General features: G+C 39.2%; 8 protein-coding genes and 1 pseudogene. 4 read left to right on the top strand and 5 right to left on the bottom strand.

Going from position 1 to position 18,181, the window contains the following annotated elements; genetic code table 11:
• Positions 1-7: 7 nt before the first annotated feature.
• Positions 8-11,362, bottom strand: a complete 11,355-nt coding sequence (locus RMZ43_RS00550) for a DUF4347 domain-containing protein (RefSeq protein ID WP_322652990.1) — start codon at positions 11,360-11,362, stop codon at positions 8-10.
• Between the two features lie 422 nt (positions 11,363-11,784).
• On the opposite strand from RMZ43_RS00550, the gene RMZ43_RS00545 reads away from it, so the two are divergent.
• Entirely contained in the window at positions 11,785-12,012 is a 228-nt protein-coding gene (locus tag RMZ43_RS00545; RefSeq protein WP_428850685.1) for a hypothetical protein, read from the top strand.
• Between the two features lie 79 nt (positions 12,013-12,091).
• On the opposite strand, the pseudogene RMZ43_RS00540 reads toward RMZ43_RS00545, so the two are convergent.
• Positions 12,092-12,661, bottom strand: a pseudogene (locus RMZ43_RS00540) (DUF4114 domain-containing protein); the annotation flags it as partial.
• A gap of 238 nt (positions 12,662-12,899) precedes the next feature.
• Positions 12,900-13,856 carry a putative 2-dehydropantoate 2-reductase gene (locus tag RMZ43_RS00535; RefSeq protein WP_322652989.1) on the bottom strand — a complete coding sequence of 319 codons (957 nt, stop codon included), beginning with the start codon at positions 13,854-13,856 and terminating at the stop codon, positions 12,900-12,902.
• 309 nt (positions 13,857-14,165) lie between these two features.
• On the opposite strand from RMZ43_RS00535, the gene RMZ43_RS00530 reads away from it, so the two are divergent.
• Positions 14,166-14,960 (top strand): tryptophan-rich sensory protein, encoded by a 795-nt coding sequence (locus RMZ43_RS00530; RefSeq protein WP_322652988.1) that lies wholly within the window; start codon positions 14,166-14,168, stop codon positions 14,958-14,960.
• Positions 14,961-14,994: 34 nt separating this feature from the next.
• Entirely contained in the window at positions 14,995-15,225 is a 231-nt protein-coding gene (locus RMZ43_RS00525; RefSeq protein ID WP_322652987.1) for a hypothetical protein, read from the top strand.
• Between the two features lie 199 nt (positions 15,226-15,424).
• On the opposite strand, the gene RMZ43_RS00520 is transcribed toward RMZ43_RS00525, so the two are convergent.
• Entirely contained in the window at positions 15,425-16,072 is a 648-nt protein-coding gene (locus RMZ43_RS00520; RefSeq protein WP_322652986.1) for a response regulator transcription factor, read from the bottom strand.
• Positions 16,073-16,127: 55 nt separating this feature from the next.
• Entirely contained in the window at positions 16,128-17,345 is a 1,218-nt protein-coding gene (locus RMZ43_RS00515) for a sensor histidine kinase (protein ID WP_322652985.1), read from the bottom strand.
• 389 nt (positions 17,346-17,734) lie between these two features.
• On the opposite strand from RMZ43_RS00515, the gene RMZ43_RS00510 reads away from it, so the two are divergent.
• On the top strand, positions 17,735-18,112 hold the full coding sequence (locus tag RMZ43_RS00510; RefSeq protein WP_322652984.1) for a hypothetical protein: 378 nt from the start codon (positions 17,735-17,737) through the stop codon (positions 18,110-18,112).
• Positions 18,113-18,181 lie beyond the last annotated feature (69 nt).

The raw sequence follows: 18,181 nt of genomic DNA, 5'->3' as shown, positions 1-18,181 counted from the left end.
ACCTGATTTACATGGATTTAGCATCTTCGGGTAACTGCTGCACCAACCACTCAATCAGTTCCTTTTTAGGTAAGCGATCGGCACTAAAACTGTAATCAATATCTCTGCTGCTAGGATTCGTAATTGTTAGCCGAGGATTTGTTACAAGTAGTTTCAGGGTGTTTAATGGTAAATCCTTTAGCCCCGGAACTTGTTTTAAAATCGCCCCTAAATCTAGATCGCCCAAATAAGCAACTTGAATCTGGTTTTTACCTAGTTGTAAGTCAACATTTTCTGTTAACTGCAATAGATTATCTAAAACCTCACGTACCTCTTGCGGTAGAAGGTTTACAGCTTTATTCTTCACCCAATCAATTAGCTCTTTTTTCGGTAAGCGCTTCACAGAAAAAGCATAATCAACTGCTTTATCTTTCACGCCGAAATTTAGTAACGTTAGGCTGGGATTAGTGACAGGCAAATTCAACTCTTCTAAAGGTAAATCTGTCAACCCAGGAATTAAGGGTATTAATGCATTCAACTGCAAATCGCCGTTATAAGTGATTTGCATTTGTTGATTGCCCAAAATCACATCTACCTGTTCCAATCCAGAAGCAAAAAGTTGATTGAGAACAGTTTGTGCGTCTGCGGGTAAAAGTTCTTTACCTTTTTTGCTTAACCACTCTATCAGAGGACGTTTTGGTAGACTGTCAGCAGCAAAGGCATAATCTGGAGTCCCTTTGAGATTACTAATTGTCAGGTGGGGATTGGTAACAGGTAAAATCAATTCAGTTAAAGGTAAATCTTTAACCCCTGGAATTACTTTAGCTAACTTGGCTAAATCTAAGTTACCTTGATAAGCGACTTGAATTTGATCCTTCCCTAACACCAAATCGATGTTTTCTGTAAAATCTAACAGTTGATTTAAAACACTTTGAACTTCTGCGGGTAAAAGTGTTTTTCTTTGGTTGCTTAACCAATCTACTAGTTGTTTCTTTGGTAGACTATCGGCACTAAAGGCGTAACTGGCATTTTTGCTCTGAGGATTGGTAATCGTAATGCTAGGATTGATGACAGGTAGCGTTAATCCATTTAAAGGTAAATCTTTAATCCCAGGTATTACTGTTGTCAGCTTCGCTAAGTCTAAACTATTTTTATAAGTGACTTTAATTTGCTCTTTTCCTAGCACCAAATCAATTTTTTCTGTCAGTGCTAAAAGCTGATTTAAAACATCCTGACTTTCTGTGCTTAAAAGTGTTTTGCCTTGGTTAGTTAACCAATCTACTAGTGCTTTCTTCGGCAGTTCTTGAGCGATAAACGCATAATTTGCACTTTTACTACCTGGATTGGTAATCGTAATACTAGGATTGGTGACGTTTAGGGTTAATCCCTTCAAGGGTAAATCTTTAATACCTGGAATTATACCAGTCAACTGCGCTATATCTAAGTCGCCTTGATAGGAGACTTTAATTTGATGCTTCCCTAATACTAAATTGACTTTTTTTGTCAGGGCTGAGAGTTGATCGAGAACACTTTGAACTTCTGTAGGTAATAGAGTTTTGCCTTGGTTTGCGAGCCAAGTTATTAATTCTTGTTTGGGTAGACTGTCAGCCGCAAAAATGTAGTCTGCATTTTCCTGCCCTAAATTTGTAATAGTTAATCTGGGTTTTTCGACAGGTAACTTCAATCCTTTGAGTGGTAAATCTTTAACTCCAGGAATCACACTCAACAGCTTGGTTAAATCTAGGGTTCCTGTATAGGTAATTTGCAGGTCTTTTTGATTAGGCAAATTTGTCAGTGCGATGTCAACATTACCCGCGTCTTTGAGGAGAGTTAACAGCGCTGTTTTCACTTCTGGAGAAGCTTGCTTGAGCAGATCGGCGATCGCCTGATCTATACCAGAAATCTCTGTAGACGGCTTCTTTAACCAATCTATTAAGGTTTGGGTAGATACCTTGGGAAAAGCAGAAGTTAAATCTGGAATTCGCTCAATTGTCTGCAAATTCTGATTGTATTGCACCGTTTTTTGGTCTACCGTCTGTGCCAAAGTACGACTACCCACAGGAATTTGCTGCATCTTTTTGGTGGGAATCGCCTTGGTGAGTTGATCGGGTAGCCCTTTATCAGGATTCGCCAAAGGTTCACTGGGCGCTTTTTCTGACGGAACAGCGGCAAGACTCTTCGTTTTGGGAATTGTTACCGCATCATCTGGAGAGGTTTCTACTTGAGTAGCTTTAACATCAATTGTTGTAATTGTAGGAGTCTCAACAGTTTGACGTTTGTTTTTCTCTGCTTCGGGATCTTTGAGACGGGCGTTAAAAGAAACCCCTAACTTCGTCGGATTTTTATCGTCGTCTTTAAAGTCAACTTGCAAAAATCCTAAATTCCCCTTAGCTGCAAAACCTGGGAGGGTGAGGCTGACATCCGCACTCAATTTTGTCTTTTCTGGATCGAGATAGAACCCAAGTAACTTATTTAGCCCAAACCCAATCGATAGATCAAATTTAAAATCAGCACTGAGTTTCCCTTGCGATTGAAACCCAATTCCTAAAGCTGGTAACCCCAAATTGCTAGACAGATTGACATTAAAGGCGTTGTACTGCTTTTTCAGTTCAAAGGAAAAATAAGTGTCTGTATCTGTAACTTTAGTATTAACTTTGACACCAGTAAGTCCTAAATCTGTTAAAGCGTTTTCAATAATGCTATCGAGTTTTGTTGAAGTCAGGCGATCGGCTTGCGCTTGAGAAATGCCTTTAACAATCGCATTCCCTAAATCTGCAAACAACGTCGGCGAACGCCCTTCTAAAGAACCAATAATTGGCAATTCAATTTGATTTATCGTCTGTTGCAGTGTCCCAAAGCCTGCTGTTACGCCTTCAGTGGTTTTTGCTTTATCCAGAACGCGATCGACTAAACCAATAGTTTGATCGACAACTGGTAAATTATGGTAATTGGGATCGCTACTGGTAACTTGATATTTAATCTTCGCCTCATGGGGATTTGTGGGGTCTGTATCGGATTCGAGGATACCATCATCAAACCCTTGCACATTAACGGTTTGCAGTTGATACCAATTTTCTGGTTTAAACGTTAGCGTCACCGAATCAACAGGCTTAGGAATTCCACTAGACAGATCCATCAAGGTTAACTGCTTTTTCCCATTTTTCGTGGTGGGGCTAGTTAACGTTAATGTCACAGGTGCAGAAGGTTCACTCAGTAACGACACTTCAAATTGAGAATAGCGAATTTGATCCTGATCGCTAGTTTTGAAGGGATCATCTTCGATCGCAACTGTCCGATTTCCCGCTTCGACAATTCGCACTCCTGGGACATCATTGTCAATAATATTCAGACTGGCTGATTTAGTAGCATTATCTAACTTATAGCCGTCACCAGGAAGTAACTCTACCGACACTGTTTCTGAAGGAATTCGGGCCACAGAACCTGCCGTAATTTGCTGTGCTACAGCAGAGTCAACATTTACTTGAATATCGCCCCTGTAATTTAGTACGTTATTGTCAACAGGGTTATTATTAGTGTCAACTGTCCACTTGGCCCCATTCTTTAAGCTGCCATTGACACCCTTGTCAGTGATATCTGTAATTGTTCCCGTTGTTAATTGCTGTTGGTTGATACTATTAGTATTAGCACTGTAGTAAACATTTAAACTATCTTCTTTACCAATGAGAAAACGGTTCATGTTTTCTACAATTTGCTGTTGCGTACGGGCAGTATCCCAAATTCTGACTTCCGCTATATTCCCCTGAAAATACTTATCATTTGCCCAATTACTGCGAGCAATGTAATTACTTGCCCGATCCACATTCTCAGCTATATTTTGTCCGCTTGCTGATTTTACTAACTCTCCATTGATATAGAGATGAGCATTTCCTTTACCATCATTGACTCCAGCAACATGAATCCACTCACCAGTTGGTAGCAAGTTCTCTGTGGTTACCGATGTATAGTTTCTGTTTTTCCCTACATAGGTTTCTAAGCGCAGTCTCCCTGTAGCACCATCAAAATTCAAAATGATGTTATTTTGTGCTTCACCATTACCAAAATCAACAATCCGTGAGAATGATTGATGTTGATCGATTTTAATCCAAGCCTCAATTGTATAATCGCCGCTAATTTTCGGATCATTGACAGAAACGTAGTCATCCTTGCCATCAAAGTTGAACCAACCTTGGCCAATTTGAGTCAGATTTGTGGTTTCAGTTACGGTTCCTTTAATATTACCAAATTCAACAATGCTGTCTTTAGACAATGGCAAAGATTGGGCATTTTTTACGTCTTTATTAGAGCTTAAAGCTTTGGCAGAAACTCCTAATTTTAATGTTGTATTGTTAATTCGAGTTACATTCTTAACAGAAAGGTTTAGGTCTTCAACTACCTTATCGTCAATGGGAACAATCGGCACTAAGACTTGATTACCAAAAACGCGAACCTTACCAGTTGTATTAGAATCAGTTTGAATTGATTGATAATCTTGATTGAGAGTAGCACTTCCTCCATTAATACGATAATTGACCTCAATTCCTGTATTTTCTGGAGGTAGTGATGTCAGATCGCGATCCAAGTCGATAATGAAGTATCCAGGAGTGGAGAAAATTTCTGCTGCGGCTCTCCCTGCTGTAATGCGAGCTGTAGGAATATCATTATCTTTGATGAGGACTTCTAAAGGCTTGAGAGTTGCAGTTAGTTTTTTATAAAGTTCATCCTCTCCAGAAACTTGGAAGTTGATCTGACTTTTTTGTAGATACTCAACTTTGTCATCATCAACAGCAGTAATTTGAACGGTTTGAGGTATATCCCATGTTTGTGAATCGAAGGTAAGACTGACTATTTCTCCAGGTTGTTTACCGATGAAGTTAAATTCCTCATTACCTGGAGTCATCGTTACCACGACGTTACCAACAGGTTGACTGTTGAGCTTAATTGTAAAGGAATCTCCTGTACCTTCTGTCACACCCACTAGTGGAGTGATTGTCAATCCTGCCTGGTCACCATCGTCATTGTTGACGACAGTCAACTGATATTTTTTCGTATCGTTCGTATCGTTATAGTTGGGGTCATTACTTTGAATACGTCTGTTAATAACATAACTAACAGCCCCATCTTGAACGCGATCGTCCTGGGGAACAATGAAAAATTGTTGCGGTTGATTCCAATTGTCGGGAGTAAATTTTAAAGCAACTTCATCTGAAGATTGTGACTTTTTTGAGTTTTTGGTGATGAGTTTTCCTTCTATATTATTACTAGTAGAAAAATAAATCTCAACTGTATCTGTGGGTTTACTGGTTAATTCGGCTGTGAAGGTGAGGGGAGTAGTATCGCCTTCTTTCGTAGAAAATTGTAGCGACTGTAATGATTTTCCTTGAGCATCCTTAATCAGAATTCCAGCTTGGTCATTATCTTGAATTGTCAGAGGTTGCCGGAAATTTTCTGGCGCATTTTGATCGATTTGATATCCTTCTCCACTACCGAGTTTCAGATTAATAGTTTCGTCTGTTTCTTTAATTTGATCGCCAATAGATTTAACTGTAATTTCAGCGCTAGTTTGTCCTTCAGGAATCACAACTGCTGGAAATTGCTTGAGGTATTGCAGTTTTCCATCTGCTGCGCCAATGACAACATCTACACTGCCATTGTTATTTAAATCGGCAAAAACAGGCGCACTATTTGCTCCTACTTTCCACGGACTACCAGGGAAGTTGATAGTATCTACGGTAAAAGTTGGTGTTGTTGGGTTACCTGTATTGCGATAGAAAGCAACAGAACCGTCTTTTCGCCCCACAAATAAGTCTAAGTCACCATCGTTATCGATATCTGTGAAAGATGGGATGCTATTATCGCCAACATCAATACCGTCAAATGGACTATTTTCTTTAAGTGAGAAGACTGGTTTTGAAGCTGTGCCAGTATTTATGTAGTATTTGAGTTTGCCATCAGCATTACCAAGAATCAAATCTAGATCGCCATCTTGATCGAGATCGGCAAAGGCTGGGGCACTGTTTTGCGGTACACTAATATTTCTAAAATAGCGTTCAAAAAAGTTTGGCAGGCTGTTATTAATTTCTTCAAAAGGATTACTTAAGCCGAAACGCTGCCCAAATTTAACTCCTGTGCGATCGCTAATATTTTCATACTCGGCAAGTTTGCCATCGGCATTACCAACAATCAAATCTAGATCGCCATCTTTATCGAGATCAGCAAAGGTTGGCGTACTGTTATTGCCTACATTAATGTTGTTAAAAAGATTATTGGTTTTTTGTAGTTCTTTAAATAAGGGAACAGCAGGTGTACCAGTGTTTTCATAAAATGCGATTTGACCGTCGGCTTTGCCAACAATTAAATCTAAATCGCTATCTTGATCGAGATCGGCAAAACTGGGCGTACTAAATTGACCGACACCTATCCCTTGAAAGGGGCTATTATCGCTTTGTAATTGGAAGTAGTTTGTATTGAGGGCGAAATCCTGATTTAAGGTTGCAGTACTCCCATCTAAAGATAAGAAGACCGTGGTTCCCCCTTGTGGTGCAGGTCGGTCGAGTACCACTTTCAATGTTTGCGTGCCATTGTCTTCAGCAAGATTGACATTCCCTCCTTGCAAGCTGGCGATCGCTATGGTAGAGTCAGGACGAGTTATGGTTACCGAATTATCGATATCGTCATCAATATCTTGATTGGCAACGGCAATGGGAAACGTTAATTTATTGTAGTTAGAATCACTACTTGTAGTTTTTGCTTGTAGCTGATAAGTAATATCGCCATCAACTTTATTATCAGGCTTCCCAACAATATCAAAGAGTTGGTATTTATCCCAGTTGGTTGGAGTAAAAGTGATTGTCGATACAGAAGCACCGTTATAGAGTTTTAACTCACCTTCAGCCTGATTTAATCCATCAAAGCTGACGGTGACATCTTGAGTAGGTTGACTTTTCAGACGAATGGCAAAGGTTTCTTTATCAACCCGTTCTGAGGTTTGCAATGTCCGGAACGTAGGGGCAATTATGGGTAGGACTTTACCTTCAGCATTGACAATTTGATCATCAACGGTAACGTTTGCTATTTCTAGCCCTACAGTATTGCTATCGAAAAGATTTAGGGTTTTAGTGGAATTAGCACTATTTAGGGTGTAGCCTGTTCCCTGATCTAAAGTCAGAGTAATCGTTTCTGTCGGTTCTTTAATAGAATCGCTAATTGCAGAGATGGGAATTGTGACGGATGTTTCACCCTTAGCGATCGCGATCGTTCCTTGACTAATTAAACCTTGATAGTCCTTACCAAGGGTGGCATTACCGTTAATGGTATATTTGACAGCTAAATCTTGCTTCGCTGCATGATTCAACTGTAATCCAAATTGCCCCGGTTGATTATTGTCTTCTTTGATAGCGTCAGAAACTAAAAGGCTAATTTCTGGGTTACCAAGATCCTGTGGTTGTGTCCCTTCTGTAACCTTTGTTTTTAAGGGTATTTGCGTTGTAACTGGAATGCTAATATTTAAGTTAGCAAAGTTAGCATCCTGACTTGTAATCTGAGCCGTCAAATTCAAATCTGATGTAACATTATTAATAGTGAATGTTTGTAATTCATCCCAAGAATTGGTAGCAGATATGGGATTTACATCAACAGCCAATTTATATTTTCCAGAACCTGAATTGGTATCTGTTGCGCCTGAAAGTTTATAATTTACACTGTAATGAGCAACTCCGATATAGTAAGTATCCGTCGCAGTAACTGTATATTGTATAAACGGATCTCTTCCATTCGTATCATCGTTATCGACAATAATTTCACTTTGAGAATTTAGCAACCTTAATCTTGAATCTAAATTCGATAACTTGATCGATTGAGCATCTACCCGAATAGTAATTTTGTCACCTTTTTGCAAGTAAATTTTAAACAAATCAACATCAGTCGAGGAGGCGCTACTAGTAATGGAACCATCAAATTTGAAGCTAGTTGTTGTAATGGGAATTGCTTGGAATGCTGTATTATTAGGTTCTGTAGCACCTGTGGTTTCTTCGCTGACAGTTGTTGTGCCGAGATTTAGTTTTGCCGATGCCTGGAATTTAACATTGCTGCGGTCTAAATTCCCTGATGTTGGGGAATTAAATTGAAGATTAACATCACTAATAGGTTGGCTGCCTAACTTGACCTTAAAGACAACTTTTTGGTTTCTAACTATTAAGGGATTTGTTGCAGAAACCAACTGATTATCCTGATCTAATATGAAAACTTGTGGCTGATAGAGATTACTATCTTCAATATTTAACTTAGCCGTAATTTTACTAACAATTTGACCGTCTTGTTTCAACCGGAAATTAGAAATTGAGGGATTGCCTGTGATATCTGTATCAAAATGATAAGGCTGAACATCAATTGTGACAGTTTCAGCATTTTCTTTAATAGCATCTGGCAATGCCATAAAGTAAATTCTAATTTTAGAAGCATCGACAACACTATTGCCCGGAATATTTAATTGTTCGCCTTGAGGAATAATGATGCCATTTTGTTGTGTATCCGGTTGCAAAGATACTTTCCGATACTGAGAATTGAGGTAATCAATGCCTTGAATTACATTACTGCCAGCAGTAATAGTGTATTTTACCCACAACCCCAAAGAATTGGTAATTGGTCTATTTGCTTTTAATTCAATATAACCAATAGACTCAGAATCTTCTTGAGCGAGCAGTAACTTGCCATATTCTTTAGCATTTCTAAATTCTACCAGTTCTAAGGTAGGTTCATTGTCTTCAATGGAAATTGTTGCAGATTTTTTATTGGGGTCAACTTGATAGTAGAGGTTGGACTCAGTACCACTATTGCTTGTTTGTTGTGCTAGCTCAACAGTAACAGATTCAAGATTTTCTGCAACATCATCGTCTATAGGTTCTATACCAATGATAATGGCTTTATCACCTTGCCCGGTCTTAGCCTTTATAGTGATTTCATCATTAGAAAAGTATTCTTTATTACTATGATCTGCATAACGCCAATAAACTAGATAATCAGCACCTTTGGCAGTATTGATGTAATTACCTCTAATACTTTCTATACCAGTTGTTTTGATGTATTTATTGGGATCTGAGTCGTCTTTGTTTCTAACAGTAGGTATGTTAAGTTTTAATTTAAATGATTGATTTCTTAATCGCTCAAAGTTGAGTTTAAATTCTGCATTTTTACCCCTGTTTTCCGAACCATCTGTCAGCTTTTCAATACCTATCGTTGGTTCATCATCTTGGATTGTAAAATCAATAATATTTGTTGTTCCAACATGATAATTATTTTGATTGATATTTGGTTTTAAAGAGAGGCTAAAAGCTTCACCATTTCTTGGTTCATCAGCAATGTCATCATCGTTTGCTTGAACCAAATCGACAATCACTTCTCTATTATTATCAAGTTGATTGGGGCTAATCGTAACGGGTAGAATAGAATAATCACCAGACTCTGTATCTCTTGTCTGTGATGTTTCAAAATTGAGGGTTAATTTCTCTGTTAAATTTCTGTCAAACTTCAGTTTTACTCTACCTTTATTACCTCCTTCTTGAAGATTTGGTATTACTTCTACAATGCTGACTGTAGGCTCATTATCTGTAATAGTAACTGTCTCTGAGTCAGTATTAGCATATTGTACACCTGGTAAAATTTCTAGTCGCAGCTGTTCACCTGATTCAGCAATGTTATCGTCTACAATGTCAATGCTAATAATTTTCTCTGTTTGATTGCGACTTAACGTCAGTTGCCCCAAGTTGTTATCTAAGAAATCATCATTTGATGCACCATTAACAGGAACCAGTCTATAAAATACGTTTATTCCACCTTCTGGTATTATATCTGAAGACTTAATTTTAAACTTGGCTGTTTTATCTTGTTCAGAAGCCCCTTGTTGATATACATAAATAGAGGGTCTTAAAGTGTAAGGAATTAAGCTGGTTGCTGGAACAAAACTTCTATAAATAATTTGATTATTTTTGTTTTCATTTATCCAAGCTTGCCACTGTAATTTGGCTTTTGCGCCAAAACCTCTTTCGTAGTATTCAAGTTTGATGGAAGCTGCTTCTCCTTTTGAACGATAAACCACATTACTCTCATCAGTTTGGCTAGCATCAAACCAACGATTTATAATTAGCTCATTGTTAATCCAAAGCCTGACACCATCATCGGCTTCTGTAAAAAATTTATAATATCCATTTTCTGGGAAAATAATATTTCCTGTCCAGCGCACACTGAAGTTATCACTGTTAACGCTACTTGCCCAAGGGCTACGATTACCCCAATCAAAGTTAATAGCAGAATCAATTTCAGTATGAACTGGTGTTCCAGACAAATCGCGGTTATTAAAATATTCCCCTTTCAAGCCATAACCTGAAGACATTACGCTAAATGAACCATCACTAACTAAGGGAATGAGTCGATCATTAGGAATATAAGTTGTACTTCTATTAGGTAGTGTCCATTTTAAATCTATAGCTGCTGCCGCATCCCAATCAAAATAATCCATTTGGATACCATACCATTTCCCTCCTTCTAAATATATTGAGGCTCTATGTTTGTCATTCAAACCACTCTTAGACCATTGATCTATAATTTGCCGATTGTTTACCCAAAGTCGAACACCATCATCAGAATCTTCCTCAAAGGAATATTCTCCAGTTGTGGGTGCATAAATGTACCCAGTCCAGCGCACGATAAATGAATCATTACCTATGCTAAATTTAGGAGACCCAAACCCCCAATCTTGATGAATAAATTCCCCGCTAGTATTCTCATTCGCATACCATTCCCTGACCTCTGTTCTTTCCTTTCCATTTCCTTCTGTTGTATTATTGCCAGCAAAATACTCTACTGTTAGAGGCAAAATACCTGCATAATTTTGCTGTCCTTCTAGGGAAATAGCACTAACAGATTCAATTTCCCCAGTTGCAACTTCTAAATCCCAATTTCCCCCTAAAGCAGCATTACCAGTAATATCTAAGGAAGCGGCGACATCTGCACCAGTAATCTGACTTAATTCTCTTAAAAACGCTTCACCCTTACCAAAACCGATACTACATCCAAACAGCAAAATATCTGCGTCATCTGTCAAAGCAGTACGCCATTGTTGTAATTGCTGACGATAAGCCTGCAACTTGTCCTTGTTTAACAGGGTTGTCCCCAGTTTAATGGCTCCCTCAGCACCATGAGAGATGATTTGGATGCTGGCAATATTTTTTCGTCCGTTTAAAGTCTCAGTAATCTGCTCAATTCCATCTTTAGCAGTATCAAGTATTACTACTTCAACATCGGGATTGACTTTCTGTATTAAGTCTTGATAGCCCGAAATGTTGGCATCAATAAAAACAATGGTATGGGGAAGATTATGATTTATATTCATAGTTATTTCTTTAAGGTAAGGTGAAATTACAGTTATTTTTGCTGTTTAGCCAGAAATACTAGATTGAAAACTATAGTTTTCAATCTGTGTAAAATATCTAATGATTCTTAGTTAAAACACTGAGATTGATGCCCTAATATGGCATGAAAAAATATTAACAACACTAGTATTAATACTGAAGTTTAGACTAAATCGGTAATGTTCAAGAGAAAAAAGGAGTCTGATTGAATACAGTTTTAGTAGTCTGTCAATTGAAAATTGATGGATATGCGGACAGTGTAATCTGTAGATACTCAAAGTAGTGCGCGTATCTGATGCCGAAGAAAAAATACATTGTCTCTCTAACATCTAAAGAGAGAGCATACTTAGATAAATTGACAACTACATGTAAAACTTCTGCGTATAAAATAAATTACACGCGTGTGTTACTACTGGCAGATACTAACCGAGAGTCAGGAGGTTGGATAGATCAAGCGATGCCTACGGCGGGCTACGCCTACGCTTCGACCATAAACATCAGGACCTCAACAATTGAAAGGGTAAGACAGCTATTTGTGGAGGAGGGTTTGGAACAAGCTCTAAATCGGCAACCCCAAAGCCAGGTAAACATTGGGATGCTGCGACAAGATAAAGCAATAGATTTCCTGTGATCTTAACCTCTTACGAATGGTCTATTGAGGGTTTAGAGTTCCCGGTTCTAAGTGCTGAAACTTGAGGAGGTATGACTATTTAAACAATATATTTACTTAAATTAACTTGCACAATTACATCATTAAAATCTCGATCGCCACCATTGACTAAATCTTCAAAACCAAAGATATTACTTCCTAACAGGCGAAGATGATCCACTTTCTCAGTGTTAGCACCCAAAAAGGGGAAGTAAACGCTTGGATCGTTACTAGAATTAGTATCTAACACTGCATCGGGTCTGCCATCAACAATTATAAATGGTGCAAAGATAGAACCAGGTGTTAAACTGCCGATGTAAATAGGCGTACCTTGGTTATTAACTTTTAGTTCAATGCCAGCAATACGCCCACGAACTGCTGCTTGAGTATAACCAGCCTCTCCGGGGAGAATATCAGGTTGGCTATCGCCATTAGTATCAATACCACCATTCTCATTCGCTACTTGATAGAATCCAACAAAGTTATTAAAAGCAGCTTCTCTATTCACCACAAAATCAGCTTTAACCAATTCTGTGACACCCCGTAAATCAATCAGTTCTCCCTGTTGTTGGGTTTGCAGATTTACACCAAGAGGTAAAGGTTGATTTGTGGACTGAATTTTTACGATTATTTAAAGTATTCTTCCATCCGCATTCATGGTTTCATTTTTTCGCGTTGCTCCCAGTCTGGACGGCGATCAACTCGTACCTGAAAATCTGCATTAACGTTACCGAGAGATATTATGCTTCCCTGACTCATGATGTCTTGTGTTTTTAGAGGCTGTTTGAAAAGTTTTGAGGGGTAAAATTTTATGCTAATCGTCTTACCACGATATTAAGTGTTGGGTGTAGTGTTTCAGACAATAATAATTAAGCGTTTTCCCGTTCTCCCACTCTTATTTTTTCATCCAAAAACTTTAGCTGCTGGTATATACAGCTAATCTGCGGTAAATCTACATCTGCTGCTTGCGCTTTCCGTAATGGGTTCCCGAAAATTGCTTCTACTTCCATAGGTCGCCTTTCGTCGTAGTCAATTTTCATACTGGTACGATAAGGCTTCATCTTCAAGGTGTAATCCAGCATTGTTTGAATGAAGCTATCAGGAATGATGCGTCCACAACTTTTCGACCCTGCTACAACTTCATACATCAATTGTTCAACTAATTTGCGGGTGTGGGGATATGACATTAATTCATCTGTTCTAGCGTTGAGAATTACAGACAGTCCATTATAGGGAATATTCCACACCAATTTTTTCCATCGCCCTATTAATAAGTCTTCAACTAATTCTATTGAGATACCAGCATTAGTAAAGTCATCGGCAATTTGCTGCATCTTATCTGTAATCTCAGTAGGATCATAGCCAGAAGCATATCCCCCTAAAATAATTTTTCCATAGTCAACGTGGCGGATATGTCCTGCTCCGACTTTATTGGAACAAAGAAAACACAAACCACCAATAATGCTGACATTGCCAACTATTTTGGCAACTTCTTCTTCCACCGCCAGTCCATTTTGCAATACCAACACTACCCCATCATCCCTAACGAGTGGTGGTAACATCTGCGGCAATAAATGGTTTTGTGTCGTCTTTAGTGCTATCACTACCACATCACATCGTGGCATTTTTTCTATATCATTGTAGGCATTGACTTGAGTCAAGGTGAAATCACCATCTTTTGACTCAATAAGTAAACCAGATTTACTGACATATTCATAATCACTCTTCAGCAAAAAGTGGACATCTAAGCCAGCTTTTTGCAGTTTTGCACCATAAAAGCCACCTAATGCACCAGTTCCTAGAATGGCGTAACTACGCTTGGACATTTTGCTAACAAAAAGATTTTTCAATGATCATAGAACACATTGTATACATACAGCCAAAAACTGCTGGTGTGGCATTAGGTACTGAATCACGCTCTTTCTAGCGTTCGCGTTCAGCGTCTCGTAGAAAGGAAATCTCTGGCAGTGGGCTGGTTTACAATTTCCGGCAGGCGATCGCAGAAAAGAAATTTGAGTTAGGTAGAGAGCGATCGCTCTGGTTCCTCATTAACTTGCACGATATGCCTGTGGTTTATATGCGTCGCTCTTTTTCAGATGTAAGCTAAAAGCACAAAAGATATGAGTTAACATCCTATGCAGCAGTCCACAAAAGGCAATTACCGGGATTTTTGGCGGCAGCTTGTTACTTTGGCTGCAATCTTTGGTGCATTTGTTATCAACGTAATATCGAACATTTTTCCGCTCAATGGACTCAGTATAGGGGAAATTTCCAATACTTTGTTTAAAAATGTCTTGATTATCCCTGCCAATTATGCCTTTGCTATCTGGGGGCTGATTTACCTTGGGTTATTTGCTTTTGGGGTATACCAAGCTCTACCTAACCAACAAGATGAGCCTGATTTGCGTAACACAGGTTATCTATTGGTAATTGCCTGTGTTGCTCAAAGTATCTGGGTGTATCTGTTTTTGTCTCGCTTTTTTGCTCTTTCTGTAATAGCAATGCTCTTGATTCTGTTGCCCCTGATTGGTGTTTATATGCGGTTAGAAATTGGTAAATCGCGTGTATCTCGGCTGAAAAAATGGTGTATTCACTTTCCGATCAGCATTTATCTAGGCTGGATCAGCGTGGCTACCATTGTCAACGTAGCGTGTGCCTTGTATTTTCATAGGTGGAACGGTTGGGGAATTTCTGCTGTAATCTGGACTCTCGTCATGGTATCGATAGCAACAGCAGTTGCAGCATTTATTGTCATCCAGCGTCGAGACATCGCTTATACAGGAGTAATACTCTGGGCATTGGTGGCGATCGCAATCAAGCACTTTGATAATTCAATGCTCAGAAATAGCGTGTTGATTTTGGCAATTGTCCTAGTTTTGACCGCTACTATTAATAGCTTACGCCCCCAACAAGAACATATTGATGCTTGAATTATAGAAGTCAAACAAAAAACCAATTATACCCATGTCGGAAATTGAAAACTTAGGAGTGAGTGTAGAAGAGTATTTAGATGGATTGGCAGCAGGCATTGACATTTTGGAATTGAAGCGGTTAGAAGCAAGGGGAATTCCCACGAACCTAGCTTTGGAAGTGATGGCGATCGCTCAAAAGACGACAGATAGCACAGCCACTCCTGAAGAGATTGTCCGGGGACTAATGATTCTAACACCGTCGCTTAGACAGCAAATTGAATAGTTCCTCTATTAACATACTTATAGAGTCAAACAATCCCCAAATTTTAAATTGTCGATCAAAGAAAATATTGATTTTCCTCATTCACAATCCCAAATTTAAATAAGTCGGCATAATAAAACCAAACTGTGTAAATAAAATAAACAAGCCTCAAACTCTCTTTCTCCCTGCCCCCTGCCCTTAATATTATTTTTGTATTTATCTATTTAAGTTCACCAAACAACGAATAGGCAAACAAAGCGGCTTGAGTGCGATCGCGTAAACTCAACCGACTCAAAATGTTGGTAACATAATTCTTAACAGTATTTTCTGAAAGAAACAGGGATTCAGCAATTTCACGGTTATTAGCTCCACAAGCAATTAACCGCAATACATCTAATTCTCTAGGTGTAAGTTGCGCCAATTCTGGAGGAGGTTGCACAGATGCGACAGGTGCAGCAATAGGCGTGAGTGCTTTCTCAAACAATCCTGGGCCGAGTAAGGTTTGTCCCTTGTAGACGGCTCGAATTGCTAACATTAGTTCATCTGGTTCGGTGTCCTTGAGCAAATAGCCTTTGGCTCCTAGTCGCATTGCCTGGAAAACATACTCATCATCATCAAAGGTGGTGAGGACGAGAACCTTAATATCAGGATATTGTTGAGCGATCGCTTTTGTTGTGGCAACTCCATCCATTACAGGCATTCGGATATCCATTAGCACAATATCGGGTTGCAGCGCGGCAATCTGTTCGAGCGCCCGTTGCCCATTCTCCGCCTCACCGACTACCTGCATCTGGGCATTCGACTCAAGCATACTCTTAAGTCCCTGGCGAATAAGATGCTGATCGTCAACTAATAAAATCTGAATCATAACTTAGATGGGGAGTAGGGAGTGGGGAGTGGGTAATTCAATTAATTGAAAAGCCTTATAACAAAACCTTTGATAGTGGCAAAGAAACAGAAATACAACAACCAGTTCCTAGTTGGCTGTGGAGATTCAACTGGCCGCCCAGTGCAACAGCCCGTTCTCGCATCCCTTGTAACCCAAACCCAGTTGTATTTTGAGTAGGGTTAAACCCTTTTCCATTATCTTCGATTGACAGATGAATCATTCCAGCGTGAGCCAGTAGTCTAACAGTGACACTCGTTGCCTCAGCATGTTTGCAAATATTTGTCAACGATTCTTGCACAATGCGGTAAAGGGCCGTGTTTACTTCTGTTGATAAACTGTACAGTAGATCAATTTTACAGGACGGTTCAATACCTGTGGTTTGCTGAAAATCTGTCAGTAGCTTTTCAATGGCTGATTTAAGAGATTGCCCTTGCAAAGGATTTGAACGCAAAACAGAAAGCGATCGCCGAATTTCTAGCAGTGCCTCAGCCCCCAATTCTTTCGCCTGCTTGAGAAATGTCAATGCTTTATCATTATTTGATTGCCAAAACAACAAAGTATTATTAATCTGAATGGTTTGGGCGGCGAGAGTGTGTCCTAACCCATCATGAATTTCGCGGGCAATTCGGTTGCGTTCCTGCAAAGTTGCCTGATCTTCAATCCGTAGAGCATACTGGCACAGTTGTTGATTGATTTTCTCTAATTGCTGATGGGCAATTTCTAACTGCTCTCGACTTTGGCGCTCTGCAAGCAGGGCGTTAATTAACAATAAAGCGAATACTAACGTTAAGCTAAACAATAATATATTACTTAATCGCCAATCCCAAGACATAGCGATCATCTTATCTCGCATAAAATTCTCAGGTTCAATGGGTCTTGACAAAAGCAGTATTCCATGCGATAGCAAAGATAAACCCAAGACAACCAACTGTCCCGATCGCTTAAATATCAGACAACTCCGCATCACCAGTACCAGACACAGTAGCAAAACGGAGCGAGGAGATAAGCTATGTTGAGTCGCCGGTAGCCAAATTAAACCGAATTCCAGGGCTGTATAAAGTAATTTTGTTTCCAGCTTAACCATTGGTAGTCTCAAGCCCATCAAACTGAAAGTTGCGATCGCCAGAATTCTTAGCAGCAACGACCAGGACAACTGAAACGGCAGCAGAACTTCCATGAACACTGCCGTGGCTAATAACAGCCACTCTAAGTAAAGCAACAGACGGAAAGATGGGTAGATCAAGCGAACCATAGAACTGTTCCAACTCAATGGTCTTTCTAACAAAACCATAGGTATTTTCACAATTTTAGAGGTAAATATTGAACTGGAAAATGGGGAATGGGAACTAGGGACTGGGGACTGATAATTTTTTACCCAGTCCCCAGTCCTCATTACTTCCCTATATAACGAATCTGTCTCTAGTATCGGTAGAGCCGTTCCGACTAATTAACTATTTCTAAATTAGGAAAAAAGTCACAATAACTTGAGTACTTTTTTACTGGTTAGGTTAGGAATTCTAGCTCATGTGCAAACTGATTCTAACTTTTAAGATTAGCTTGTGTAAGTAAAGCAGCGACTTTTCAAACATCTTCTACTAAACAGCTATCTATAATTACACACAACAAACACAAGAGAAGTAAATGATTAAAAAACAGATAATTTTACCAATCCTGCTATTTGCAACTATCCTGATTGGAGGAATGACAGGTTGCACCAGTTCTAAATCTCTAGATGTATCTCAAGGGAATGATGGAACAAAGGTATCTGATACTTCTACGACATCTCCAGGAGCCAATACGCCAGAACGTGCCCAGAAGCGCGAAGAAGTTCGCAAGCAAGTTGAGGCAGTTCTGACCCCAGATCAGGTAAAGGAATTGTCAACGAAATTACAGCAAGGTGAAAAAATGCGTAAAGCAGTTTTGAGCCTGAATCTTACGGCTGAACAAAAGACTAAAATTCAGAATATTTTTAAGACTGCTTATCCCCACCGCAAAGGACAATCCCAAGGTAACTCCTAGTACCGCAAGGCGGAAGTCAAAAGTCAAAAGCCAAAAGTCAAAAATTAGTCCTTCATGGATTATATTCTA

The organism is Nostoc sp. CmiVER01 (assembly GCF_034531135.2).
Lineage (GTDB): Bacteria > Cyanobacteriota > Cyanobacteriia > Cyanobacteriales > Nostocaceae > Nostoc.
This window is presented reverse-complemented; position numbering and strand designations above follow the sequence as displayed.

Bases quoted from the DNA above. Each gene is read 5' to 3' on its own strand.
- RMZ43_RS00515 (WP_322652985.1), bottom strand. From the start codon at position 17,345: ATGGTTCGCTTGATCTACCCATCTTTCCGTCTGTTGCTTTACTTAGAG.
- RMZ43_RS00530 (WP_322652988.1), top strand. From the start codon at position 14,166: ATGCAGCAGTCCACAAAAGGCAATTACCGGGATTTTTGGCGGCAGCTT.
- RMZ43_RS00520 (WP_322652986.1), bottom strand. From the start codon at position 16,072: ATGATTCAGATTTTATTAGTTGACGATCAGCATCTTATTCGCCAGGGA.
- RMZ43_RS00525 (WP_322652987.1), top strand. From the start codon at position 14,995: ATGTCGGAAATTGAAAACTTAGGAGTGAGTGTAGAAGAGTATTTAGAT.
- RMZ43_RS00535 (WP_322652989.1), bottom strand. From the start codon at position 13,856: ATGTCCAAGCGTAGTTACGCCATTCTAGGAACTGGTGCATTAGGTGGC.
- RMZ43_RS00510 (WP_322652984.1), top strand. From the start codon at position 17,735: ATGATTAAAAAACAGATAATTTTACCAATCCTGCTATTTGCAACTATC.
- RMZ43_RS00550 (WP_322652990.1), bottom strand. From the start codon at position 11,362: ATGAATATAAATCATAATCTTCCCCATACCATTGTTTTTATTGATGCC.